General features: G+C 71.2%; 22 protein-coding genes. 9 read left to right on the top strand and 13 right to left on the bottom strand.

Annotated features, from left to right (window positions below):
- Positions 1-3 precede the first annotated feature (3 nt).
- Genes AFR_RS07070 through AFR_RS43425 form a run of 4 tightly spaced genes read right to left on the bottom strand, consistent with a single transcriptional unit; the run spans position 4 to position 4,340 of the window.
- On the bottom strand, positions 4-603 hold the full coding sequence (locus AFR_RS07070; protein WP_023359216.1) for a GTP-binding protein: 600 nt from the start codon (positions 601-603) through the stop codon (positions 4-6).
- Complete coding sequence (locus AFR_RS07065) at positions 584-970, bottom strand: DUF742 domain-containing protein (RefSeq protein WP_023359215.1); 387 nt, start codon at positions 968-970, stop codon at positions 584-586. The genes AFR_RS07070 and AFR_RS07065 overlap by 20 nt, the downstream gene beginning before the upstream one ends.
- A complete protein-coding gene (locus AFR_RS07060; RefSeq protein ID WP_023359214.1) occupies positions 960-1,376 on the bottom strand; it encodes a roadblock/LC7 domain-containing protein in 417 nt (138 codons plus the stop codon). Before AFR_RS07060 ends, AFR_RS07065 begins: the two co-directional genes overlap by 11 nt.
- On the bottom strand, positions 1,377-4,340 hold the full coding sequence (locus AFR_RS43425) for a sensor histidine kinase (RefSeq protein WP_023359213.1): 2,964 nt from the start codon (positions 4,338-4,340) through the stop codon (positions 1,377-1,379).
- Positions 4,341-4,669: 329 nt separating this feature from the next.
- Here AFR_RS43425 and AFR_RS07050 point away from each other — a divergent pair, with 329 nt between their 5' ends.
- The 4 genes from AFR_RS07050 (at position 4,670) to AFR_RS07035 (ending at position 7,793) form a co-directional block, all read left to right on the top strand.
- On the top strand, positions 4,670-5,314 hold the full coding sequence (locus AFR_RS07050; RefSeq protein ID WP_023359212.1) for a hypothetical protein: 645 nt from the start codon (positions 4,670-4,672) through the stop codon (positions 5,312-5,314).
- Between the two features lie 11 nt (positions 5,315-5,325).
- Positions 5,326-6,318, top strand: a complete 993-nt coding sequence (locus AFR_RS07045) for a hypothetical protein (protein ID WP_023359211.1) — start codon at positions 5,326-5,328, stop codon at positions 6,316-6,318.
- A gap of 61 nt (positions 6,319-6,379) precedes the next feature.
- Positions 6,380-7,369 carry a helix-turn-helix transcriptional regulator gene (locus AFR_RS07040; protein WP_023359210.1) on the top strand — a complete coding sequence of 330 codons (990 nt, stop codon included), beginning with the start codon at positions 6,380-6,382 and terminating at the stop codon, positions 7,367-7,369.
- A gap of 4 nt (positions 7,370-7,373) precedes the next feature.
- Complete coding sequence (locus AFR_RS07035) at positions 7,374-7,793, top strand: nitroreductase family deazaflavin-dependent oxidoreductase (RefSeq protein ID WP_023359209.1); 420 nt, start codon at positions 7,374-7,376, stop codon at positions 7,791-7,793.
- A gap of 6 nt (positions 7,794-7,799) precedes the next feature.
- Here AFR_RS07035 and AFR_RS07030 read toward each other — a convergent pair whose 3' ends face one another.
- Positions 7,800-8,294: a hypothetical protein gene (locus AFR_RS07030; RefSeq protein WP_023359208.1), complete on the bottom strand. Its 495-nt coding sequence runs from the start codon at positions 8,292-8,294 to the stop codon at positions 7,800-7,802.
- Between the two features lie 199 nt (positions 8,295-8,493).
- Positions 8,494-10,770 carry a M48 family metallopeptidase gene (locus AFR_RS43420; RefSeq protein ID WP_084297928.1) on the bottom strand — a complete coding sequence of 759 codons (2,277 nt, stop codon included), beginning with the start codon at positions 10,768-10,770 and terminating at the stop codon, positions 8,494-8,496.
- Between the two features lie 41 nt (positions 10,771-10,811).
- On the opposite strand from AFR_RS43420, the gene AFR_RS47660 reads away from it, so the two are divergent.
- On the top strand, positions 10,812-11,024 hold the full coding sequence (locus AFR_RS47660; protein WP_023359206.1) for a hypothetical protein: 213 nt from the start codon (positions 10,812-10,814) through the stop codon (positions 11,022-11,024).
- A 128-nt stretch (positions 11,025-11,152) separates the two neighbouring features.
- On the opposite strand, the gene AFR_RS07015 is transcribed toward AFR_RS47660, so the two are convergent.
- The gene (locus AFR_RS07015; protein ID WP_023359205.1) at positions 11,153-12,649 is read right to left on the bottom strand and encodes a beta-N-acetylhexosaminidase; all 1,497 of its coding nucleotides are present in this window, start codon (positions 12,647-12,649) and stop codon (positions 11,153-11,155) included.
- A 111-nt stretch (positions 12,650-12,760) separates the two neighbouring features.
- Here AFR_RS07015 and AFR_RS07010 point away from each other — a divergent pair, with 111 nt between their 5' ends.
- The gene (locus AFR_RS07010) at positions 12,761-13,300 is read left to right on the top strand and encodes a GNAT family N-acetyltransferase (protein WP_023359204.1); all 540 of its coding nucleotides are present in this window, start codon (positions 12,761-12,763) and stop codon (positions 13,298-13,300) included.
- 168 nt (positions 13,301-13,468) lie between these two features.
- On the opposite strand, the gene AFR_RS07005 is transcribed toward AFR_RS07010, so the two are convergent.
- From AFR_RS07005 to AFR_RS06995, 3 genes are read right to left on the bottom strand one after another with little or no spacing between them, the layout of a single operon-like run.
- Entirely contained in the window at positions 13,469-13,957 is a 489-nt protein-coding gene (locus tag AFR_RS07005; RefSeq protein WP_023359203.1) for an NUDIX hydrolase, read from the bottom strand.
- Between the two features lie 53 nt (positions 13,958-14,010).
- Positions 14,011-14,853: an LLM class flavin-dependent oxidoreductase gene (locus AFR_RS07000; protein ID WP_023359202.1), complete on the bottom strand. Its 843-nt coding sequence runs from the start codon at positions 14,851-14,853 to the stop codon at positions 14,011-14,013.
- Positions 14,850-15,593 (bottom strand): ArsR/SmtB family transcription factor, encoded by a 744-nt coding sequence (locus AFR_RS06995; RefSeq protein ID WP_023359201.1) that lies wholly within the window; start codon positions 15,591-15,593, stop codon positions 14,850-14,852. The genes AFR_RS07000 and AFR_RS06995 overlap by 4 nt, the downstream gene beginning before the upstream one ends.
- A 148-nt stretch (positions 15,594-15,741) precedes the next feature.
- On the opposite strand from AFR_RS06995, the gene AFR_RS06990 reads away from it, so the two are divergent.
- Entirely contained in the window at positions 15,742-16,557 is an 816-nt protein-coding gene (locus AFR_RS06990) for an ATP-binding protein (RefSeq protein WP_023359200.1), read from the top strand.
- A gap of 623 nt (positions 16,558-17,180) precedes the next feature.
- Here the strand turns inward: AFR_RS06990 and ybiA are convergent.
- From ybiA to AFR_RS06975, 3 genes are all read right to left on the bottom strand, one after another.
- Positions 17,181-17,726, bottom strand: coding sequence for a riboflavin biosynthesis intermediates N-glycosidase (gene ybiA / locus AFR_RS06985; protein WP_041841870.1), 546 nt, complete (start codon positions 17,724-17,726; stop codon positions 17,181-17,183).
- A 50-nt stretch (positions 17,727-17,776) separates the two neighbouring features.
- On the bottom strand, positions 17,777-18,820 hold the full coding sequence (locus tag AFR_RS06980) for an amidohydrolase family protein (RefSeq protein WP_023359198.1): 1,044 nt from the start codon (positions 18,818-18,820) through the stop codon (positions 17,777-17,779).
- A 195-nt stretch (positions 18,821-19,015) separates the two neighbouring features.
- Complete coding sequence (locus AFR_RS06975) at positions 19,016-19,972, bottom strand: helix-turn-helix transcriptional regulator (protein ID WP_023359197.1); 957 nt, start codon at positions 19,970-19,972, stop codon at positions 19,016-19,018.
- Between the two features lie 62 nt (positions 19,973-20,034).
- On the opposite strand from AFR_RS06975, the gene AFR_RS06970 reads away from it, so the two are divergent.
- Positions 20,035-21,006, top strand: a complete 972-nt coding sequence (locus tag AFR_RS06970; RefSeq protein ID WP_023359196.1) for an ATP-binding cassette domain-containing protein — start codon at positions 20,035-20,037, stop codon at positions 21,004-21,006.
- A 3-nt stretch (positions 21,007-21,009) separates the two neighbouring features.
- Entirely contained in the window at positions 21,010-21,747 is a 738-nt protein-coding gene (locus AFR_RS06965) for an ABC transporter permease (protein WP_023359195.1), read from the top strand.
- Positions 21,748-21,831: the final 84 nt, after the last annotated feature.

The raw sequence follows: 21,831 nt of genomic DNA, 5'->3' as shown, positions 1-21,831 counted from the left end.
GAGTCAGCGCGCCCCGGCGGCGAGCAGCTGGCGGCGGGCGACGTATTCGACCAGCTCGATCAGCACGTTGCGGGCGGCCAGGGGCTCCCGCGCGTCGAACTCCACCACCGGCACGTCCGCGTCGAGGTCGAGGGCCCGGCTGATCGCCTCGGCGCCGAAACGGCGCTCGGTGTCGAAACAGTTCACGGCGACCACGAAGGGCGTACCGCGCTGCTCGAAGTAGTCGATCGACGGGAAGCAGTCGGCCAGGCGACGGGTGTCCGCGAGGACCACAGCACCCAGCGCACCCTGCGACAACTCGTCCCAGAGGAACCAGAAACGGTCCTGTCCCGGGGTACCGAAGAGGTAGAGCTGCAGGTCCTCGGTGATCGTGATGCGACCGAAGTCCATCGTCACCGTCGTGGTGCGCTTCGCCTCGACACCGGAGGTGTCGTCGGCGCCCTCGACGCCGGTCAGCACCTCCTCGGTCTGCAACGGCCGGATCTCGCTGACCGAGCCGACCATGGTGGTCTTGCCCGCACCGAACCCGCCGGCGATGAGGATCTTGAGCGCGACCGGGATGCGCGAGCGTGTGCCGTCTCGGTCAGAGCGCACGGAGTCCATTGACAACCGCCTTGAGTACGTCGACGTCGTGCGGCTGAGTTGCCGCAGGGGGCTCGTAGAGCGAAATAAGTCCTGCCGAGCGTAGATCACCCAGCAGAACCCGGACGACCCCGAGGGAGAGGTCCAGTTTGGAGGCTAGTTCGACGATCGACATCGGCTCCCACGCCGCGCCGACGATCGCGTGATGCTCCGGCTGCATCGATGGGGACAGTGGTGCCTCCGGCATCGTCGCCACCACAAAAGCGACAAGGTCGAACTCGCCGCCGGACGGTGCGACCCGGCCTTGCGTCATCGCGTACGGCCGGACCACCGGACCCGCGTCGTGGTCCAGCCAGTCGTGCGGTGCGCGCAGCGGATCAGCGGCCATCGGATCCGGCGGGCCGCTCGGGTGCGTCCATCGTCTGGCCGACCCGGGTGACGAGCATGGCCATCTCGTACGCGATGAGTCCCAGGTCCGCGTCGCTGGCCGCCAGCACCGCCAGACACGCACCCTGACCCGCCGCGGTGACGAAGAGGAACGCGTCCTCCATCTCGACCACCGTCTGGCGGACCGGGCCGGCGCGGAAGTGCCGGCTCGCCCCCTTGGCCAGGCTCTGGAACCCCGCGGCCATCGCCGACAGGTGCTCGGCGTCCTCGCGGCTCAGCGAGGCCGAAGCGCCCATCATGAGCCCGTCGGCCGACAGCACCACCGCCTGCAACGCCGACGGCACCCGGTCGACCAGGTCGTCGAGGAGCCAGGTCAGGTTGGCGCTCTGGTTAGTCGTGTGTGCCACTTATGCGTCCTTCTCCGGCCGGTTCTCAGGGTTCTCGTCGGTCTTGCCTGCGTCGGGTCCCACAGCCGGGAACGTGACGGTAGCCGCCTCGGACCACGCCTGCTCCCGTACCGTCTCGTGTTTGTCAGAAACGGGCACGTCGGCTTTGTCAGGAACGGGCACTTCGGCGGGCCTGGCCGCGCTGAGCCCGGCGGCCTCGCGGCGGCCCCGCGTGGTGCCGCGTTGCAGGGCGCTCATCAGGCTCCGCACCTGCTCCGGGGAGCGGGACGGGCCGGCGTCGGCGCGTTCGGCGACCGGGCCGCGCAGCTGCGGCGCGAGGCTGGCCTGCCGGACGCGGCGCGGCAGCAGCGGCTCGTCCGCATCCGGCTCGTCCTTCGGCCCTGCCTCGGGCCCGTCCTTGGGCTCGGTCCTGAGCCCGTTGTTGAGCCCGGTCCTGGGTCCGTCGTTGAGCCCGGTCCTGGGCCCGTCCTTGGGCCCGTCCTTGGGCAGCGGCACTGTCGGCGCTGAGGTCAGATCGGACATCGGAGTGGTCGGCTCCGGTGAGGTTCGCGGCGCCGGGATCCGCGGTGTGAGCACCGCCGGGCCGTCACCGTGCAGCAACGGCTCGGCCGTCGGACGGCTTCCGTTTCCGTTGCGGCCGGGCGCCGGCAGCTCGGGCGGCGCCGTGAGCCCCGCGGGAGAGGTCAGGTTGGGCGGGAGCAACGCGGGTTCGCCGTTGGCGGCGTCCCGGGCCCGGCGGGGCTTGGTGCGGCGGCGCTGGACCAGGCCATCCTCGGTGAGACCGTCGACGACCGCACTGGCGGTCGGACCACCCGGCCCGGCGACGGGCTCGGGCACGACGTCGTCCCGGGCCGGCTCGACGATCTCCGGTCCGGCCGTTGCCGTGCCGTTGAGGGTGACCGGGTGCCCGCTCGCGGAGATCGAGCGCAGCTCCTCGGTGCCCTGCCACTGCAGAGCCGCGAGCGACCGGCGGGCGGGGTCCTCCGTGCCCGTCCCGACCAGCGGGCGGTCCCACGACTTGTCGGACGGCGACGGGCCGGCCGGCAGCTCGGGCAGGCCGGCACCGGAGACACCCGGGCCGGGCGTGACCAGGTCGCCGGGCACCAGCACCACCGCGGTCACGCCGCCGTAACCACTCGGTCGCAGCGAGACACGGATGGCGTGCCGGTCGGCCAGCTGCGCGACCACGAAGAGTCCGAGCCGGGCGCTGTCCGCGGGATCGAACTCCGGCGGCTCGAGCAGCTTGCGGTTGGCGTCGGCGATCGCCTCGGGGGACATGCCGAGACCGCGGTCCTCGATCTCCAGGGCGTAGCCGTTCGGGAGCACCTGACCGACAACCTGGACGCGGGTGTGCGGCGGGGAGAAGGACGCGGCGTTCTCGAGCAGCTCGGCGACCAGGTGGATGACATCACCCACGGCCCGGCCCAGCACCGCGGCGGACTCGACCGACACGATGTCGACCCGCTTGTAGTCCTCGACCTCGCTGATCGCGCCGCGGACGACGTCGATCACCGGCACGGGGTTGCGCCAGCCGCGGCCCGGTGCGGCACCGGCCAGGATCACCAGGTCCTCGGCGTGCCGGCGCATCCGGGTGGCCAGGTGGTCGACGCGGTACAGGTCCTCGAGCTCGTCGGGCTCGGTCTCGCGGCGTTCCATCTTGTCGAGCAGGGAGAGCTGGCGGTGCAGCAGCGTCTGGCTGCGCCGGGCGATGTTGAGGAAGACCTCGTTGATGCCGCGGCGGACGTTCGCCTCCTCGACCGCCGACTGCACGGCCGTGCGCTGCACCTCGTTGAACGCGCGGCCGAGCTGGCCGATCTCGTCGTGGCCGTACGCCAGCGGCGGGGTCTCGACCTCGACGTCGACCGCCTCACCGCGTTGCAGCCGCCGGACCACGGCGGGCAGGCGCTCACCGGCCATCTCGAGGGCCTCGCCGCGCATCCGGGTCAGGCGGCCGACCATCGAGCGGCCGATGCGCACCGACACCCACACGGAGACGATGAACGCGATCAGGCCCAGCAGCCCGGCGAGGGCCAGGCGGACGAGCACGGCGATCGCGACCGGCATGACGTCCTCGGCCAGCGAGTCGGTCGCGTTGAGCTCGAAGGCGCGCAACTGCTGCGCCGAGGAGTCGTACGCGGGCTGCCACGACGCCGAGGGGACCGGCAGAGCGGAACCCGGGCGGCTGTCGCTGATCAGGGTGTCCTGCAGCTCGCGGAGCCGGTTGAACGCGGCGCCGCTGCTCAGGCGCTGGTAGGCGGTGCGGTCGCGGTCGGGCAGGTCGATGACACCCTGGGAGAACAGGAAGCGGGAGGTGCCGATGGACTGCAGCAGCTCGGCGCGGCCGGCCTCGCTGACCCGCCCGGCGGCGTACGCGCCCGCGAGCAGCGAGTCGGTCCGGCTGAGGTATTCCTGACCGCGGCCGATGGTGGTCAGGGCGCGGATCTCACGGTCGATGCGCTCGTCACCGAACGTGGCCGTCGACGAGAACATCTGGAAGCCGCTGTCCACGATGCTGTTGTAAAGATTTTGCGCGCCGATCGGGTCGACCTCGCGGCGGTCGATGTGCACGCGGTTGGCGGCGAGTCCGTCGAGGTCGGAGAGCACCTGGGCGATCCGCGTCTCGAGGGTGTCGGACGCGGCGTCGCGGGCGTCGTCGCCGGACGCGAGACGACGGAAGTCGGAGGCGGCCCGGTCGGTGGAGGCGCGCTGCGCGGTGAGCGCCGCGGCACTGCCCTTCTCGTCGGAGAGGAACTCGACCGAGAGCCGGCGTTCGCGCTGCACCTCACCCATCAGGACCTCGCCGGGGGTGCCGACGGTGTCCAGCAGCGTCTGCGCCGACAACAGGTTGAGCGCCGGGCCGGCGGTCAGCGCCGTCGCGAAGCCCCAGAGCGCGAGCAGCGCGACCAGGGGCACCGCGACCAGCGCGATGATCTTCGAACGGATCGACCAGTTGCGGGTTCTCATCAGACTCCGCCCGAGGGGGTGCAGGACCTGCGCGGCGCAGGACGAGGAGGCCGCCGGTGAGGGGTGACGGCCGTTTCCGTGCTGCGTGCGCCTCCGGCAGGATACGTAAGGGACGCCATCAGAGCTAGCTCTCACCGTGCCATATACGCGGCGACTGTCCTGTTTGTCCAACGCGGGTTCGGTCAATCTCACGACAAAACAGCTGCTGACCCCGGCACCTCGTCTGGAACAACTCAAGATTGGCGAGACCCTTTTCACGTCGGCGTGTCGATTCGGATTGATGACCCCGGTGAGGTGGGCATATCCAGGGTTGAAGAAGGAGGAATCCGATGTCCCCCACAGTCGTGATCATTCTCATTGTCGTCCTGCTGGTGATCGCCGCCGCTGTTGTCCTGGGCGCCCGGGCCAGCCGCCGCAAGCAGCTGCAGAACAAGTTCGGGCCCGAGTACGACCGGGTCGTCGGCGACGCCGACAGCCGCTCCGAGGGCGAGCGTGAGCTGCGTGAGCGCGAGAAGCGGCACGCCGAGTTCGAGCTCAAGGCCCTGTCGGCCGAGTCCAAGGCGAAGTACTCGGTCGCCTGGGAAGAAGTGCAGATCCAGTTCGTGGACTCCCCCGAGCAGGCTGTCTCGACCGCCGACGAGCTGGTCACCAAGCTCATCGCCGAACGCGGCTACCCGACGGGGGACTACGACGACCAGCTCGCCAACCTCTCCGTCGCGCACGCCCGGACCCTCGAGCACTACCGCGACGCCCACGCGATCAGCGAACGCAGCAAGAGCGGGGAAGCGGAAACCGAGGATCTGCGGCAGGCTCTGGTCCACTACCGTGCGCTCTTCGCCGACCTCCTCGGCGAGAACCCGATCCGCTCCGAAGGCGCAGCCTCTCCCGCGTCCGAGCCCAAGGTTCCGGAACAGAAGATCAACAACCACGACAGCGACGTCGCGAACTCCCGTCCCGACGCCACGAGCCGCTGAGGAGCCCGACCATGCGTTTCTTCTCCAACGACGCGCGCGAGACCACCGACGAGCAGGCGCGCGACGACGACCAGCCCGAAAAGGTCCAGTCCGACCCGGTCGCCGTCCCGAACCAGCGGCCGCCGTCGCCCTGGTCCACGCCGGCCGCCGCCGACTCCCCCTCCACACCGGAGAACGACCGGTGGGACGACGCCGACCGTCAGCCCGACGACAGCGTCGTCACGACCTCCAGCAACACGTACGCCGGCAGCACCGCGGCACCCGACCCCGACGCCCCGGCGGCGACCCCGTGGAACAAGGACGACGCCCGGGCCGACGGCGACGACACGCGGGTCGACGGTGACCACACGCGGGTGGACGGCCACGACCACGGCGGCCCGGCCGACGAGCTCGACCTGCCGCTGGACGACAAGTCCACGACCACCTCCCCGGACGACGACGTGCTCAAGGACAACGGCACGTTCGACGAGCCGACGGCGGTCGACCCGGCCACGGACAAGCCCCTCTCCGCGGACGACACCGACGAAACCGTGGCGTTGAAGGACGAGGGTGACTTCAACGACCCGAAGGCCGTCGACCCGGTGACCGAGACGCCGCTCGACAAGGACGACCGCGACACCGCAGTCGACGAGCACGACACCTCTTCTGTCTCCGAGCCGGCAGTTTCCGAGCCTGCCGTTGTGCCCGTGCCAGTGCCTGTTGCCGCCGCCGCACCGGCGAGCGCTCCGGCGACCGCCCCGGCGGCCAAGAAGGAGACGGTGTTCGACGAGAGCGACGCCCAGTCGTTCCAGGAGCGCTGGCGTGAGGTGCAGCTGCGCTTCGTCGACAGCCCGAAGGACGCCGCCGGCGACGCCGCCAAGCTTGTCGACGAGGCGTTCGACAAGCTCACCGCCGCGCTGAAGTCGCAGCGTGACGGGCTCACCAACGACACCGAGGACACCGAGCAGCTGCGGGTGCAGCTCCGCGGGTACAGGGACATTTTGAACCGGATCCTCGGTCTCTGACCTCGGACGATCCTGACCGGCCGCGTGCTCCCGAGCACGCGGCCGGTGCCATGCTGAGCGGATGCGCGCGTCCCGCCTGGTCTCCCTGCTGCTGTTGCTGCAGACGCGCGGCCGGATGACCGCGCAGGAGCTGGCCGGCGAGCTCGAGGTCTCCGTCCGCACCGTCTACCGCGACGTCGAGTCACTCAGCGGTTCGGGCGTGCCGATCTACGCCGACCGTGGTCCCGCCGGCGGCTACCAACTGCTCGACGGTTACCGCACCCGGCTCACCGGGCTGACCGGCGACGAGGCGGGGACGTTGTTCCTCGCCGGTGTCCCCGGCCCGGCCGCGGAGCTCGGCCTCGGCTCGGTCCTGGCCGCCGCGGAGCTCAAGCTGCGCGCCTCGCTGCCGGGTGAGCTCGCGGACAGAGCCGATCGGGTACGCGACCGCTTCCACCTCGACGCGCCCGGCTGGTTCCGGGCCGACGAACCCACCCCGCACCTCGCCACGGTGGCCGACGCGGTCTGGCGCGAGCGGTTGCTCGAGGTGCGTTACCGCCGCTGGAAGGCCCCGCGCGAGGTGACCCGCACGCTGTCACCCCTGGGCGTCGTCCTGAAAGCGGGCCGCTGGTATCTCGTGGCTCTCTCCCGGGACAAGATCACGGCGTACCGGGTGGTCAACGTCCTCGACGCGGAACTCCTCGACGAACCGGCACAGCGACCGCCCGGCTTCGACCTCGCCGCGTTCTGGCAGACGTGGACGGAACGCTACGAGAGCAGCGTCTACACCGCCCGCGCGACCGTACGCATGACTCCCGAGGCCCTCGACCGGATGGCCTACTTCTTCCCGCCCGAGATGTCCCGGGTGGCCCGCGCCTCGGCCGGACCGGTCGGCGCGGACGGGCGGCTCACCACGACCGTGCCCATCGAATCGGTTCGCCACGGCCACATCGAACTGCTCAAGCTGGGCGCCGACGTCGAAGTGCTCGACCCGCCGGAGCTGCGCGAACGCTTCGCCGAGACCGCCCGCGGTCTGGCTGACTTGTACTCGGCCACCGGGCCGGAAGGATGAGGGTATGACGATGCCCGACGATCTGCTCGCTCACAACCGTCAGCTCATCGACCAGTTCCGGGCCGACGGTGGCGCCTCGATGACCAACCGGCCGCTGCTGCTTCTGACCACAGCCGGCCGACGGACAGGCCAACCCCGGACGAGCCCGATCATGTACGTACGCCACGACGACCGTCTCCTGGTCATCGCCTCCAACAAAGGGGCGGCGACCGACCCCCTGTGGTTCCGGAACCTGATCGCCGACCCGGTGGTGACCGTCGAACTGCCGGGCGAATCGTTCACGGCCACGGCGACACCGCTGACCGGCGACGACTACGACGCCGAGTGGGCCCGGCTGGTCAGCGCCTACCCGTTTTTTGCCGAGTACCAGGCGAAGGCCGGTGACCGCACGATTCCGCTCGTCGAACTCAGCCGCCTGGTCTGACCCGGCTCACACTGCTGACGACTCGCCGGCCTGCGTCGCGGTGTCGGTGTTGTCGTCGCCCGGCTGCACCGGGGGCTCCGGCGGCACGTCGGGGTCTTCGTCCTCGGTGGGCGGGTCGACGGGCGGCGTGGTCGACTCCGTCGGCGGAGTGGTCTCCTCGTCGGCCGGGTCGGTGCTGTCCGGCGGCGTCGACTCGTCGACCGGTGCCGACGGCTCGTCCGATGCGGACGGAGACGGCGAGGTCTTGACGGGCCGGGAGTTCTTCGTCGGCTTCAGCGGCTCGTTGTTCGACTTGGGCTCGGTGCGGATCACCTCGGTGCCGGCCGGTGCGTCACCCGCGCCGGAACCGCCCTCGGGTGCCTGGTTCTGCTGGTTCGAGATCACTGCCGGCGGCCGGTCAGGTGTCAGCGTCACCTGGCCGAACTGAGCGCCGACCCACATCGCCGGTCCGAGGCCAAGCGCAATGATGGCCCCGAAGAGCGCCATCGGTCCCCGATCCATAGCGCCCCTCCCCCCTGGTCAATGGCGATCATCGCCGCTCCGCGTGGCCTTCCTCTACCCAATAAGGCGAACGGTAAGCGAATGGCGCCGAATCTCATTGTGACGCTTGGTGATGAGACGGTGACAGTTGCGTCGGACATGCGACCGTCTCCTCCATCACCACGCAACGGGGGTGCCAACGGTTCAGCGGTGGCAGTAACTATCTGATACGAGACAGGAACGCGACGGCGTCGTCGAGCGCCGCCCAGCCGCCGGGCAATTCGTCGGAGTCCAGGGCGGCCCGAACGCTCATCGTCCCGCCGTTCCGCAGGCTGAGATCCCAGCTCCGGCGCTTGGTCCGCGTCGCACCGGCCACCTCGGCGTACGGCACGAACCGGCTGCCGGGAGCGGCACCGTCCCGTTCGGGCACGTCCGCCGCGGCGAACTGCACCAGCCGCCGCTTCGCCGTCCCGTTCTGCGACCGCGGCAGCCCCGGCACGAGGAACAGTCCGGTGTCGACGATCAGCACATCGGTCCGCGACCCGTCGACCACCAGATTGACCACACCACCGACCACCTCGGGCCGCGTCCGCGCGACGTCGGCGCCGGGCTCGGCCGCAGGATCGATCCCCAGCTCGGCCAGCCGCTCCCGCGCCGTGCCGACCGTCGCCGGATCGCTCGCCAGCGCGGCCAGCCCACCGAGATCAAGATGCGCACCATCGGCAGCCACCAGCTCGGCGGTCCCCGTCCAGCTGTGCCGCCACCGCGCGGCGTCACTGTGCAACGCGGCCAGCGCGAGCAGCAACGTGACCAGCTCAGCGACCCGGCTGGCGGTCTCCTCAGCGGAAAGCCCGGTGAAAACCGACTCCGCGGCCTTGTGCAGCCGCCCGTCCGAAGCGAGATCGAGCACGTCCGCGGCGTTGCCGACAGGCGCCCCCGCGGCCCGGGAGATCGTGACCAGGGCGGCCTCGGCCTCACGCTGCATCTCCACGGTGCGCGCGGCCCCGAAGAACACATCCCAGCTGACGGTGGTGCGTCCCTGCGGCGGGAACGCGACCCCCTGCAGGGCCCGCCCGAGCCCCGGAAGATCAGGAACAAGATCCCCGGCGGGCGCCCCTGGACCGCCGGCCTCGGGCGAGGTCCGCCCACCCAGCTCCGCCCCGCCTGCTGGCGCCTCGCCGCGACCGACCCGCTCGGATGGCTCGTCGCTGCCCGTGGATGCCCTCTGGGCGGGTGCACCGCCGCGACCCCCGGACGCGGCCGCGGTGGACACACCGTCGCGGCCCTCGGAGATCGCCGAGGCGGACGCATCGCCGCGGTCCCCGAAGGCCGTCGCGGTGGGCGCATCGCCATGGTCCGAAGATCCCGAGGCGGTGGGCGCATCGCCATGGTTTCCGAAGGCTGCCGGGCCGGGTGCATCGCTGGGCTGCGGGGATCCCGAGGCGGTGGACGAGTCACTGCGGCCCGTGGATGTCGCATCGGTGAGGGTTGTTGATGCCGAGGCGTTCGGCGCATCGTCACGGCCGCCGGGGTTTGTCGAGGTGGGGGCGTCAGCGAGGCTTGCCGGGCGGCCGGTCGGTGCCGCCGCACTCACCAGGTCCGGCTCGGGGTTGCCGGCGCCGTGGGTCGACCGGTCGTCTTCGCCGCGCGCGCTTGCAGCACTCGATCCGTCCGCGGCCCGTGTCGGGTCGACCGATTTGTTGGTGACGTCGGGCCTGTCTGCGATCTCCGAGCCCGAATCGGTGGGCCTGGCCGGCTCGCCGGGGGCGGGTGCAGTGCCCGTCGGGGCGGGGCGGGGCGCGGGCGTGGCTGGGGGCGTACTCAGAGAGAGGGCGGCGAGGCGGTCGGTGACCGGGGGGTGGGTGTCCCAGCTGGACGGGGTGCCGGGGTCGCGGGCGCGCAGGACCGCGACGTCGTCCGCGCGGGCGGCGAGGACGCGGAGGAAGCCGCCGAAGATGTCGTCCGGGACGTGGCCGGCCTGCCAGCCGGGGCCGAGGTATTCGGCGTGGAAGATGCGTTGCACGGCGTCGAGCGCCGGCAGGTCGCGCAGGACAGCTGCCGCGGCCGAGCGACCGGCGTATTCGGCCGCGATCTGGTCGGCGGTCAACTCCTGGGCGCGGCTGAACGGGGCGTCGACCCGGCGGTAGAACTTTGCGTAGGCGCGGAGCAGCGGGCCCGCGGGGTTGCGGCGGGGAATGCGGGGCACGGTGCGGGCGACAGCCACCCGGCCGCGGTAGGCCAGCGGTGCGAGGCGGCCCAGCCGCGGTGAGTAGTGGCCCAGCTCGTGGGCGGCGACCGCTCGCAGGTGGGCCTCGTCCCAGGCCTGGAGCAACGGCAGGCCGAGGTAGAGGTCGCGGCGGCCGCCGATCAGGCCGAGCAGGCGGGTGCGCTCGATGATCTTTGCGGCGGCGTCGGCGACCACGGTGACGCGGTCGGGCGCGCGGGTGCCGGCGGCCTGCGCGGCGCCGTCGAGCAGGGCCCACAACTGTGGGGGCATCCTCGCGGGTCACGGGCAGGCCGACCGGCTCGGGGCGCCGGGTGTGCAGGGCACGCCAGGTCGCGTACGCCATCACGCCGACCGTGGCGATGCACACCGGCACGCCGAGCCGCAGCGCCGTGCGGCCCGGCAGTGTCGAGAGCAGCAGCAGGACGGGCACCACCACGAGCGCGAGCTGCACAGCCGCGACGATCAGGAACCCGGCCAGCGCCGCGACCGATGCCAGCACTCTCTTCTGCACGCGGAAAGCCTAGGGGTGTCCTGTGACAACCCGGCGTCCGCCGCACCGGCCCGTCGTGCCGGTCGACGACGGGAGTGCGGCGTTGACGTGCGCAAACCCGTACCGGAGGGGTCGCGGAGAATTAAGGAAGATTTCGGGACCTCACCACGGGATCTCGGGCGAGGCGTGGAACGCGACGCCCTGCCGGCGCCAGCGGGGACCGAACGCCGCCAGGCGGGTGCGGAACGACTCCCAGTCGTGGGTGACGCGCGGTGACCAGCCGATCTCGGCGATCGCCGGCAGGCGGGGGTAGGTCATCGTCTCGACGTCGGTAAGGCTGCGCAGCGTCTCCGACCAGAGCGGCGCCTCGACGCCGAGCAGGTGCTCCTCGCCGACACCGGGGAGGCGGTCGGCCGGGTCCCAGCCGTACGCGCGCTCGACGTCGATCGTGCCGGCCCAGTCCAGGCCGAGCGGGCTCTCCGCCGTGTACTTCATGTCGAGGTAGGTCCGGTCGGCCGGCGACATGATCACCTTGCTGCCGTTGGCCGCCGCGCGAGCCGTGCCCTCGTCGGTTGCCTCGATGCGCCAGTACTGCGGGATCGCCGTCTCGGGGAGCTCGACGCCGGCCATCTCGTGCCAGCCGACAACACGCTTCTCGTACTTCGCGACCAGGGGCAGCACCCGCTGGATGAAGGTGCGGTAGTCCTCGGCCGTCGTGGCCTGCGCCTCGTCGCCGCCGATGTGCAGGTAGGGCCCCGGTGTCAGCGCCGCCACCTCGCGGATGACGTCGTCGAGGAACGCGTACGTCTCCTCCTTGCCGGCGACGAACGAGCTGTAGCCGACCTCCGAGTCCGTCCGCTGCGGGACGGCCACACCGTCCGCGGTCAGTTCCGGGTACGCGTGCTGGGCGGCGTTGACGTGCCCCGGCATGTCGATCTCGGGCACGATCGTGACGAAGCGCTCCTCCGCGTACGCGACGAGCTCCGTGTAGTCGGCCTTGGTGAGGAAGCCCGGGCCGGTGCCGTCGACGCCCGTACCGGCACCGCCGCTGATCTCGGTGAGCAGGGGCCAGCCATCGATCTCGAGGCGCCAGCCCTGGTCGTCGGTCAGGTGCAGGTGCAGGTGATTGATCTTGAACTGGACCAGCGAGTCGACATAGGACTTGATCTCGTCGACGCCGAAGAAGTGACGGGCGATGTCGAGCATCGCGCCGCGGTAGGCGAACCGCGGCCGGTCGGTGATCCGGCCACCGGGCAGCGTCCAGGCGCCCGCCTGCGGTGTTCCGGCCTCGATCTCCGCGGGCAGCAGCTGGCGGATCGTCTGCACCGCGGCGAACAGGCCGGCCGGTGCGGCCGCGCGAGCCGTCACGCCGTCGGCAGCGATCTCGAGCTCGTAGCCCTCGTCACCGAGCGTGTCGTCGCCGTCGAGGAGGAGGGCGATGGTGCCGTCCCCGGCGCCGACCGGCAGGGCAAAACCCGTGGCGGGACGCAACACCGCTGCGAGGTGCTCGCCCACCCGGTGCGCCTCGGGTGAACCCGGTGCGGTGCGGATCGCCGTACCCTCGTCGATCGTGAAGGTCACGGCCTGGTCGGGCCGCACCTCGGCCGGCGCGGGAATCACGTCGCCGAGCCCCCTGCGCTCGAATACCGGTTCGCTCACCGCTACGCCCTCCCCGTTCCGGACCGCCGATCGGTCGGCACGACTCTAAACCCTGTTTCCAATTTCCGAACGCCCTGATGAAGCGCGTCACGTCGCCGTTATCGTGGCGACATGGCGATCATCACCCGGCAGGCAGTGCCGGCGGACGCGTCCGAGCTGCACGAACTCGCGGCGAAGACCTTCGGGCTGGCCACGCCGCCCGGCACGTTGCAGAGCGACATCGACGCGTTCATCGGCGAGCACCTGTCGCTCGCCGCCTTCGACAAGTATCTGTCCGACCCCGGCCGGATCGTGCTCCTGGCCGAGGACGAGGGCCGGGCGATCGGTTACTCCATGCTGATCAGCGGGCCGATCGCCGACCCGGAGGTCGCCGCGGTGGTGGCCGCCGCGGGGCCGGGGACGTCGATCGAGCTCAGCAAGTTCTACGTGGCCGCGGACAACCACGGCTCCGGGGTCGCGGGCACGCTGATGACCGCGACGCTGGAGGCCGCCCGGGCCACCGGGGCCCAGGTCTGCTGGCTCGGCGTGAACCAGCTGAACGAGCGGGCGGCGAAGTTCTACTCCCGGAACGGCTTCGAGATCGCCGGCACGAAGCGCTTCCGCGTCGGCGAGATCTGGCACGACGACCACGTCCGCGTCCGCCCCCTCTGACCCCGCCCCCTCTGACCCCGCCCTCGAAACAGCACGGCGCCCCCGGAACAGCGCGGCGCCACGAAACAGCGCGGCGCCACGAAACAGCGCGGCCCCGCGAAACAGCGCGGCCCCGCGAAACAGCGCGGCCCCGCGAAACAGCGCGGCCCCGCGAAACAGCGCGGCCTTTCAGAGGCGGCGCGTTGCCGGCGCGCTGAACCAGGCGCCCGTGCCGGGCACGAGCGCCCACTCGATGCGCTGGCGGACCAGTTCCGAGATCGGTGGCAGGTCCTCCAGCGCGAACCAGCCGACGGCGAGCGACTCGTCGTCGTTGACCCGGGCCTCACCGCCGACCGCGCGGCAGCGGAAGGTGATGTCGACAAATTCCGTCTGGTCGCCGTTCGGGTAGGTGTTCGGCGGCTGGGTGAGCACGCTCGTGACCCGCTCGGGCACGACGTGGACGGCCGTCTCCTCCCACACCTCACGGACGATCGTCTCGGCCGGCTGCTCGCCCGGGTCCATGACTCCCGCGATCAGTGCCCAGCGGCCGTTGTCGGAACGCTGACCGAGCAGGAGCCGGCCGGCGTCGTCGAAGACGACCGCGGTCACCCCGGGCAGCAGCAGCGGGCGATGCCCGACAACGTCGCGGAGGCTCTTGATATACGGCGAAATGGGCATGCCGGACAAGATAGTGCCGTCGGAGTAGCACCGCCGCCCGCGCCGCGCGGAGGTCAGCCGACGAGGGGCCGGACCTCCTCCGCGACAAAGCGGATGAACCCCTCCGGGTCGGGGTCGTCGTTGGTCGGCTGAAGGATCACCGTCGCCGCGCCCGCCTCGGCCAGACGCTCGACCGCCGCCGCCACCGTCTTGGCGTCACCGGCCGCACCCGGCCAGTCGACACCCTCCCGCTCCTGCTGGCGGGCGATCCGCTCCTCGGCCGTCGCACCGGTCGCGGCCGGCATGAAAACGACCAGCTCGTGGTCCTCCGCCGCGCCGATGTGCTCGCGGGCGGCCCGCACACCGTCCGGCGAGGTGCCGCCCGTGAGAATCGTGCCGCCCGCCAGCTCACCCGAGAGCTGCAGCGTCTTGGGTCCGGTCGCGCCGATGAGCACCCGCGGGGCCGGATCGGGCGCCCAGTCCAGGGCGACCGCGTCAAGCTTCACGTAACGACCCTGCGTGGTCACGGTCTCGCCGCGCAGCAGGCTGTGCACCGCCGTGGTGTATTCGCGCAGCAGTGTCATCGGCGAGGCGGCCTTGGCCCCCACCTGCCCCATCCAGTCCTGGACGCCGTGGCCGAAGCCGATGATCGCCCGATCACCGAACATCCGGCGCATCGTGGCGATCTCCATCGCCATCAACGCGGCGTTGCGGAACGGCACCGGCATGATGCCGATGCCGACCTTGAGCCGCTCGGTCCAGGCGAGGGCGGCCGTGGCCGCGGCGATGCCGCTGTTGAGAAAGCAGTCCTCCCACAGCCAGAGCTGCTCGAGACCGGCCTCGTCGGCGAGGCGGGCGAGGTCACGCAGCCGCTCGGGTGGGTTGGAGGGCAGGAAGATGGCGCCTAGGTTCGTCACCGGTCCATAGTCCATGGTGCCTGTGACAAAATTTTGCCCGTCTCGAGCAGAGTCTTGAGATTGGCGAGCACCGCGGGCCACCCCTGGGCCACGTCGGCCCGGTCCTGCTCGGTGGCCAGATTTTCGTGGGTCACGGTCAGCCGCACGATCTCGTGGAACGGCTCGATGTCGAAGGTGACCCGCGACCCGTCGTCGCCGTCCCAGGTGGTGACCAGGCGCCGCGGTGGCGTGCTCTCGACCACCGTGCCGGTCACGTCCGCGATGCCCGAACCGTCCGTGCGCACGTGCTGCCAGGTCGAACCCACCTGCCAGTCCGACACGTTGGCGTGACCCCAGTACCGCGCGGTCAGGTCGGCGTCGGTCAGGGCCTCCCACACGCGTTCGGGGGTGCTCTCGATGTAGGTCACGTAGACGTAGTCCGGCCGGTCGCTCATGGTTGCCTCCGCTTGTCGTCTGACGGCTTGCAGCGTCCGCAGCCGCGGCCGCTCGAACTTGTCGATCCAGCGCTCCTGCAGCTCGTGCAGGGGGACGGGGTTGAGGTAGTGGAGCTTCTCCCGCCCCCGGCGAACGGTCGCCACCAGATTGGCCGCCTCGAGCAGAGCCAGATGCTGGGTCGCCGACTGCCGGGTCATGGCCAGCCCCTCGCACAGCTCCGCGAGCGTCTGCCCGTTGCGCTCGTGCAGCAGGTCGAGCAGGTGCCGCCGGGTCGGATCGGACAGAGCCTTGAACACCAGATCCACACGGCAAGTTAGGCAGGCAATTACCTGCATGTCAAGCTCGGTCGAAAGGCCTACCCCGGTGGGGTGAGCACCGTTGACCTGTCACCCCGGTCGGTCGAGACTTCCTGGGTACCCGGGCAGAGGCCGCCGACCGAGGAAAGGCCGCACCATGGAGGAACACCCTCCGTACCTGTTCACCTCGGCACACGACGCGCCTCTCACGGTCACCGCCGACGTCGACGGCGCGGTCATCGACATAGTCGTCCGCGGCACCTGGCACTCCGGTCGCAGCACCGCGGCCACCCTGGCGATCAGCAAATGCCTCGCCGAGAGCCCGGCGGCGATCATCATCGACGCGACCGGCCTCGACGACCCCGAAGCCGCGAGCGTGCCGACGTGGCTCTCCGCGACCCAGGCCGCCGCAGCCGCGGACCCTCCCACCCGGCTGGCTCTCTGCCTGCCTGCGGAGTCCTCGCTCGCCGCCCGTTTCCGCAGCGTCGGCCTGAACCGCTACCTGCCGATCTTCGACGAGCCGGCCCTGGCCCGCGAGGCACTGGCCGGCAACCGTCCCCTGACCGACGTCGTCCGCATGCGCCTCCCACCGACCTCCGTGTCACCGAGCGTGGCCCGCAACCTCGTCGGCGGCGCGTGCCAGGCCTGGAACCTGCACGCGGTCCTTCACCCCGGTCGTGCCGTGATGTCGGAACTGGTCGCGAATGCGGTCGAGCACGCCCGTACCGAAATGGAAGTGTCGATCTCACGCCGCGGCACGGCGCTGCACCTGGCCGTTCGCGACCGGGACCACACCCTGCCCCGGATGATCGGCCTCAGCCCGGCCGAACCCGGCCTCCCCCTCAACGAACGCGGCCACGGCCTCCGCGTCGTCCACGCCGACTCCCTCGCCTGGGGCGCCATCCCGACCGTCGGCGGCAAAATGGTCTGGGCCACCGTCCGCGATCGCGGCGGCGCCCGGCGCCGCTGGTAACAGGGCCTCTCCCCGGACCGCAGCCAAACGGCAGCCGGCTCTGCGATGGCTCTGCCGTCCCGGCCGGCAGGCCCCCGACCAGGCCACCGCCGAACAACTACAGGCCAGGCCGCGGCGTCCGCCGCTGCCGATGACACCGACCATTCCGGCAAGGCGACGGACCACAACCGGTCCGGCCGCACCTCCCACCGCGGCCATCCCGACACCGCAACAAACCACAACCGGCCCGGCCGAGGCGCTCACCACCCCCACCAACACCCGCTACGCCGGGCGCGAAGGCGCTCGGCGCGGCGTCCCACGGGCGCAGCGTTCGGCGCGGTGTCTCACGCGCGCAGCGTTCGGCGCGGTGTCTCACGCGCGCAGCGTTCGGCGCGGCGTCCCACGGGCGCAGCGTTCGGCGCGGCGTCCCACGGGCGCAGCGTTCGGCGCGGCATCCCACGGGCGCAGCGTTCGGCGCGGCATCCCACGGGCGCAGCGTTCGGCGCGGCATCCCACGGGCGCAGCGTTCGGCGCGGCATCCCACAGGTGCGGCGTTCGGCGCGGCATCCCACAGGTGCGGCGTTCGGCGGGTCGGTGGACCGAGGACCAAAAGTGGGAAGCGGGCGGCCGGACAGGCCGATGGGTCAGGTGAGTTGGGTGCGGGCCTCCATGAGCGCGAAGCCGAGCAGGTTGAGGCCGCGCCACTGTGCCGGGTCGTGGACGCGGTCGTCGGTGGCGGAGAGGCCGATGCCCCAGATGCGGTCGGTCGGGCTCGCCTCGACGAGGATGCGCTTGCTCGTGCCCAGCAGGAAGTCACGCAGCTCGGGGCGCTGGCCGAACTTGGCCACGCTCGCGTCGACGACGATGGACCAGCGGTGGTCGACCAAGGTCTGCTCGTCGAAGCCGCGGACGCGGCGGCCGAGCATCTTGGCCTGGCGGGGATGGCTGGCGGCGACGATGCGGCCTGCGGACTCCTCGTCGCCGAACAGCAGGGCCTTGCGCCACATCATGTAGTGCTCGGCGCTCGCGAAGCGGACACCGTCCACAGTGAACACGGACGGCCACCACTGGCTCAGGCACCCCGTCCCGATGCTGCCGTCGCGCTGCGGGCGGTGACCCCAGAAGAACACGTATTTCATCGGGCGGCCCGCACCGGCCAGCCTGATGACCTCGTCGAGGGTCCCCGGCATCTCGTTCACGCGGAAAGTATCCCGTGCCCCTCCGACATTTTTCGCGCGATTTACCGGACGCGGCGGCCGCGCAGAACGACGGCCAGGGGGTGTTCGAGCTGGTCGAGGTCGGCCCGGGGGTCTTCGGCGTAGATCACCGCATCGGCGGGGGCGCCGGGCTGCAGGCCGGGCATCCCCAGGTAGGAGCGGGCGGTCCAGGAGGCCGCGGCGAGCGCGTCGTGGGCCGGCACCCCGGCTGCGGCGAGTGCGCGGATCTCGTCGGCGATGCGGCCGTGGGGCTGGGAGTCCGTGCCGGCCAGGAGGGTCACCCCGGCCTCGGCCGCGGAGGCGATCAGCGCCGGGTGGCCGGCCACCCCGTTCAGATACCAGGTACGGAACTCGCTGTCCGGTCGTGCGGTGACCACCTTGACCCCGTTGAGGAGTACGGACAACGTCGGCGTCAGTGCGGTGCCCTGGGCGGCCATGCGGGTGAGGAGGCCGGGGTCGAGGTACGTGCCGTGTTCGAGGGAGTCGACGCCGGCCTCGACTGCGGCCGTACTGCCGGCCTGGTGCTGGGAGTGCACGGCCACGCGGCCGCCGACGGCATGGACCTGCGCGACGATCTCGCGGAGGACTTCGACCGGGAGGTGATGGCCGTCGGCGGTCCAGTCGGCGATGAGTTTGGCCCAGCCGCTGCGGGCGGCCTGGGCCGCGGCGAGGCCGGGCAGTTCGGCGTGGGTGGCACGGCGGCCCCAGCCGTCGAAGAACTGGCCGTGCTGGGCGATCCAGGGACCGGCGTGGACGGCGCGGGGGACGTCAGGGTCGGTGCCGAACCAGTCCGGTGGGTCGCCGGGCAGCCCGGGTGAGCGGATCAGTGTCACTCCACTGTCGACATGGCGGTGGAGCTGGTCGCGGAGGATCTTCTCGTCCAGGGGTGCACCGCGGTCCTCGGCCCCGGGGTGCGTGTGGGCGTCGACGAGGCCGGGGAGGAGCCAGCCTTCGGGCAGGAGTTCGGCCCCGGCCACGGGGTCGGTGGTCCAGCGGTCGCCGTCGGCGTAGAGGTCGACGAGGTCGCCGTCCGGCAGGGCGCGGCCGCGGATCCGGAGGACTGTCACCCCGGCAGCTTAAGGCCCTCGCGAGGCGAAAGCCGGGCCGTGAGAAGGACAGCTAAGCGAAAGCTGGGCCATGAGAAGCGCGGCGAGGCGAAAACTGGGCCGTCAGGATCGCAGCGCCAAAAAGTGTCGGAGGGGGTCGCTAGGTTCATCGTGCGGATCGGCGCCACGGGGGCGCCGATCCGTCCAAACAGCGAGTCAGCTGTTCACGCCGCGCAGCAAGGTTTCGCCTGCTTCGCGGATGTGGACGGTCAGCTCCGGAGGTGACTCCACAGTGAAGTCAGCACGCAGGGCGCCCAGCACCATGACCGGCCAGTTCAGGTCGTCGACGTTCATCCGCATGCGGCAGGTCGTCGGTGACAGCTCTTCGACCGCCGCCCACTGGCCGACGACCTGCCGCACGCTGTCGGCAGGTTTTCCGATGAGGACGGACACTTCGTGACGGGCGGGGACCGCGACGAGGCGGGAGCGCATCCAGGTCACCGGGTCACCGCCGGGGATCTCGCGCGGGCGGAAACGCGCGCCGGTGAGTGTGGGCGCGGTGAGGCGGTCGACGCGGAAGCTGCGCCAGTCGCCGCGGTCGAGGTCCCAGGCCACGAGATACCAGCGGCGGCCGAGCGACACCAGGCGGTGCGGCTCGACGTGGCGTGACGAGCCTTCGCCCTCGCGGGGGGTGTAGGCGAAGCGCAGCCTTTCCTCGCCGCGACAAGCCATCGCAAGGGTTGTCAGTGTGGTCGCGTCCAGGGTCGGTCCGCCTCCGAAGACACCCGGTGCGGTTGCGGCCTGGAGGGCGTCGATGCGTTTGCGGAGCCGGGGCGGGAGCAGCTGGATGACTTTGGCGAGTGCACGGACGGAGGTCTCCTCGAAGCCCGCGACCGCGCCGGCCGCGGCTGTGCGCAGGCCGACGGCGATCGCGACCGCTTCTTCGTCGTCGAGCAGGAGCGGAGGCACCGCAGCGCCGGCCTGGAGCTGATAGCCGCCGGCGACACCACGGGCCGCGTCGACGGGATAACCGAGCTCGCGGAGGCGGTCGACGTCGCGGCGCAGCGTTCGCGGGCTGACCTCGAGCCGGTCGGCCAGCTCGACGCCTGGCCAGTAGCGATGCGTCTGCAGGAGGGAGAGCAACCGCAGCATCCGCGCACTCGTGTTCGCCATGGATCGAGGTTCCCTCGGATTGCGGTCAGAAAGTGGCCGCTTCGAACTCTAGCGTCGGTCCCATGATTGAGACGCACGAGCTCACCAGGCATTTCAAGGACGTCCACGCCGTGCAGGGCATCAACCTGACCGTCGCTCCCGGCGAGCTGGTCGCCCTGCTCGGGCCGAACGGCGCCGGCAAGTCCACGACCCTGCGCATGCTCACCACGCTGATCCCGCCGACCTCGGGCACCGCAGAGGTGGCCGGCTTCGACGTGGTGCGGCAGCAACGGGAGGTGCGGCAGCGGATCGGCTACATCGGACAGGGCAACGGCGCCGCACACAGCCAGCGGGGGCGCGACGAGCTGATCAGCCAGGGTCGCGCGTACGGGTTGAAGGTGGCCGCGGCCCGGGAGCGGGCCGGCGAGCTGATCGACTCGCTCGGGCTGGGCGAGGTCGCCGACCGCACGGTGTCGACCCTCTCCGGCGGGCAACGCCGCCGCCTCGACATCGCGATGGGCCTGATCCACGCCCCGGAGCTGCTCTTCCTCGACGAGCCGTCCACCGGCCTCGACCCGCAGAACCGCGCCAACCTGCAGGAGCACATCATGCAGCTGCGCAAGCAGCACGAGACGACGATCGTGCTGACCACGCACTACCTGGACGAGGCCGACTCGATGGCCGAGCGGATCATCGTGATCGACCATGGCCGGATCATCGCCGACGACACCCCCGCGCGGCTCAAGACCGAGCACGTCGGTGACCGGATCATCCTGGGCTTCGACCACGAGACCGACGCGGCGGCGGCCTCGGCGCGACTCCCCCACCAGATCCACCGGTCGGGGACACAGCTGACGATCACCGTCCCCGACGCGCCCCGCCTCGTACCGGATCTGCTCGAGGATTTGCGCTCGGCGGGTCTCCCGGTGGCCGAGGTGGAGGTCCGAAGGCCGACCCTCGACGACGTCTTCCTGAAGCTGACCGGTCGCAGCCTGCGCGAGGGCGGCGCGACCGCCGAGACCACCGACCGCGACACGACGCTCGTGGAGGCCTGAGCCATGACCAACCTCGTCACCGACACCGGCGTCGTTTTCAGCCGCGAGCTGCGGCCGATGCTGCGCAACCCGTTCACCATCGTCTTCTCCATGGTCCAGCCGCTGGTCTTCCTGGGTCTCTTCGCGCCGCTGCTGCCCGACGATCTGGCGCTGCAGTGGTTCGTGCCGGGCATCGTGGTGATGTCGTGCCTGTTCGGCACGTCGATGACCGGCTCCAACCTGCTCTTCGAGATCCAGACCGGCTCGCACGAACGGATGCTGGTCACTCCCCTGCGCCGGCCCGCCCTGCTGATCGGGCGTGCGCTCAAGGAGATCGTGCCGGTGGTCGCGCAGGCCGCGGTGATCGTGGCGATCTGCCTGCCGTTCGGTTTTGAGCTCCACCTCGGCGGTGCGCTGCTCGGCATCGTGATCCTGTCGGTCTTCTGCCTGGGGCTCGGCGCCCTGTCGTACACCCTGGCGCTGGCCGCGAAGAACCAGGAGTGGTTGTTCTGGACGGTGCAGCAGACGCTGCTCTTCCCGCTGCTGCTGCTCGCCGGCATGCTCCTGCCGATCGACGCCGGACCCGGCTGGCTGCAGGCACTGTCGAAGTGGAACCCGCTCACCTACGTGGTCGACTCCGAACGCGCCCTCTTCAACGGCGACATCTGGGCCTCGACCACGGTCACCGGCGCCGCCGCGGCAATCGGCGTGGGCACCCTGGGCCTGCTGGTCGGCACCCGCGCAATGAAGCGCTCGGACTGAGCGCACAAAACCTTGTCAAGGGACTAGTTGGCAGGTCTGACATCCTTTTGTCACGTGGTCCGGCGGTGCGGCGCGCGGGGTGTG

The sequence above is a fragment of the Amorphoplanes friuliensis DSM 7358 genome (genome assembly GCF_000494755.1).
GTDB lineage: Bacteria > Actinomycetota > Actinomycetes > Mycobacteriales > Micromonosporaceae > Actinoplanes > Actinoplanes friuliensis.
This window is presented reverse-complemented; position numbering and strand designations above follow the sequence as displayed.

Excerpts from the sequence above, each read along its gene's own strand:
- AFR_RS07070 (WP_023359216.1), bottom strand. The coding sequence starts at position 603 with ATGGACTCCGTGCGCTCTGACCGAGACGGCACACGCTCGCGCATCCCG.
- AFR_RS07065 (WP_023359215.1), bottom strand. The coding sequence starts at position 970 with ATGGCCGCTGATCCGCTGCGCGCACCGCACGACTGGCTGGACCACGAC.
- AFR_RS43425 (WP_023359213.1), bottom strand. The coding sequence starts at position 4,340 with ATGAGAACCCGCAACTGGTCGATCCGTTCGAAGATCATCGCGCTGGTC.
- AFR_RS07050 (WP_023359212.1), top strand. The coding sequence starts at position 4,670 with ATGTCCCCCACAGTCGTGATCATTCTCATTGTCGTCCTGCTGGTGATC.
- AFR_RS07045 (WP_023359211.1), top strand. The coding sequence starts at position 5,326 with ATGCGTTTCTTCTCCAACGACGCGCGCGAGACCACCGACGAGCAGGCG.
- AFR_RS07040 (WP_023359210.1), top strand. The coding sequence starts at position 6,380 with ATGCGCGCGTCCCGCCTGGTCTCCCTGCTGCTGTTGCTGCAGACGCGC.
- AFR_RS07035 (WP_023359209.1), top strand. The coding sequence starts at position 7,374 with ATGACGATGCCCGACGATCTGCTCGCTCACAACCGTCAGCTCATCGAC.
- AFR_RS07030 (WP_023359208.1), bottom strand. The coding sequence starts at position 8,294 with ATGGATCGGGGACCGATGGCGCTCTTCGGGGCCATCATTGCGCTTGGC.
- AFR_RS43420 (WP_084297928.1), bottom strand. The coding sequence starts at position 10,770 with ATGCCCCCACAGTTGTGGGCCCTGCTCGACGGCGCCGCGCAGGCCGCC.
- AFR_RS07010 (WP_023359204.1), top strand. The coding sequence starts at position 12,761 with ATGGCGATCATCACCCGGCAGGCAGTGCCGGCGGACGCGTCCGAGCTG.
- AFR_RS07005 (WP_023359203.1), bottom strand. The coding sequence starts at position 13,957 with ATGCCCATTTCGCCGTATATCAAGAGCCTCCGCGACGTTGTCGGGCAT.
- AFR_RS06990 (WP_023359200.1), top strand. The coding sequence starts at position 15,742 with ATGGAGGAACACCCTCCGTACCTGTTCACCTCGGCACACGACGCGCCT.
- ybiA (WP_041841870.1), bottom strand. The coding sequence starts at position 17,726 with ATGCCGGGGACCCTCGACGAGGTCATCAGGCTGGCCGGTGCGGGCCGC.
- AFR_RS06975 (WP_023359197.1), bottom strand. The coding sequence starts at position 19,972 with ATGGCGAACACGAGTGCGCGGATGCTGCGGTTGCTCTCCCTCCTGCAG.
- AFR_RS06970 (WP_023359196.1), top strand. The coding sequence starts at position 20,035 with ATGATTGAGACGCACGAGCTCACCAGGCATTTCAAGGACGTCCACGCC.
- AFR_RS06965 (WP_023359195.1), top strand. The coding sequence starts at position 21,010 with ATGACCAACCTCGTCACCGACACCGGCGTCGTTTTCAGCCGCGAGCTG.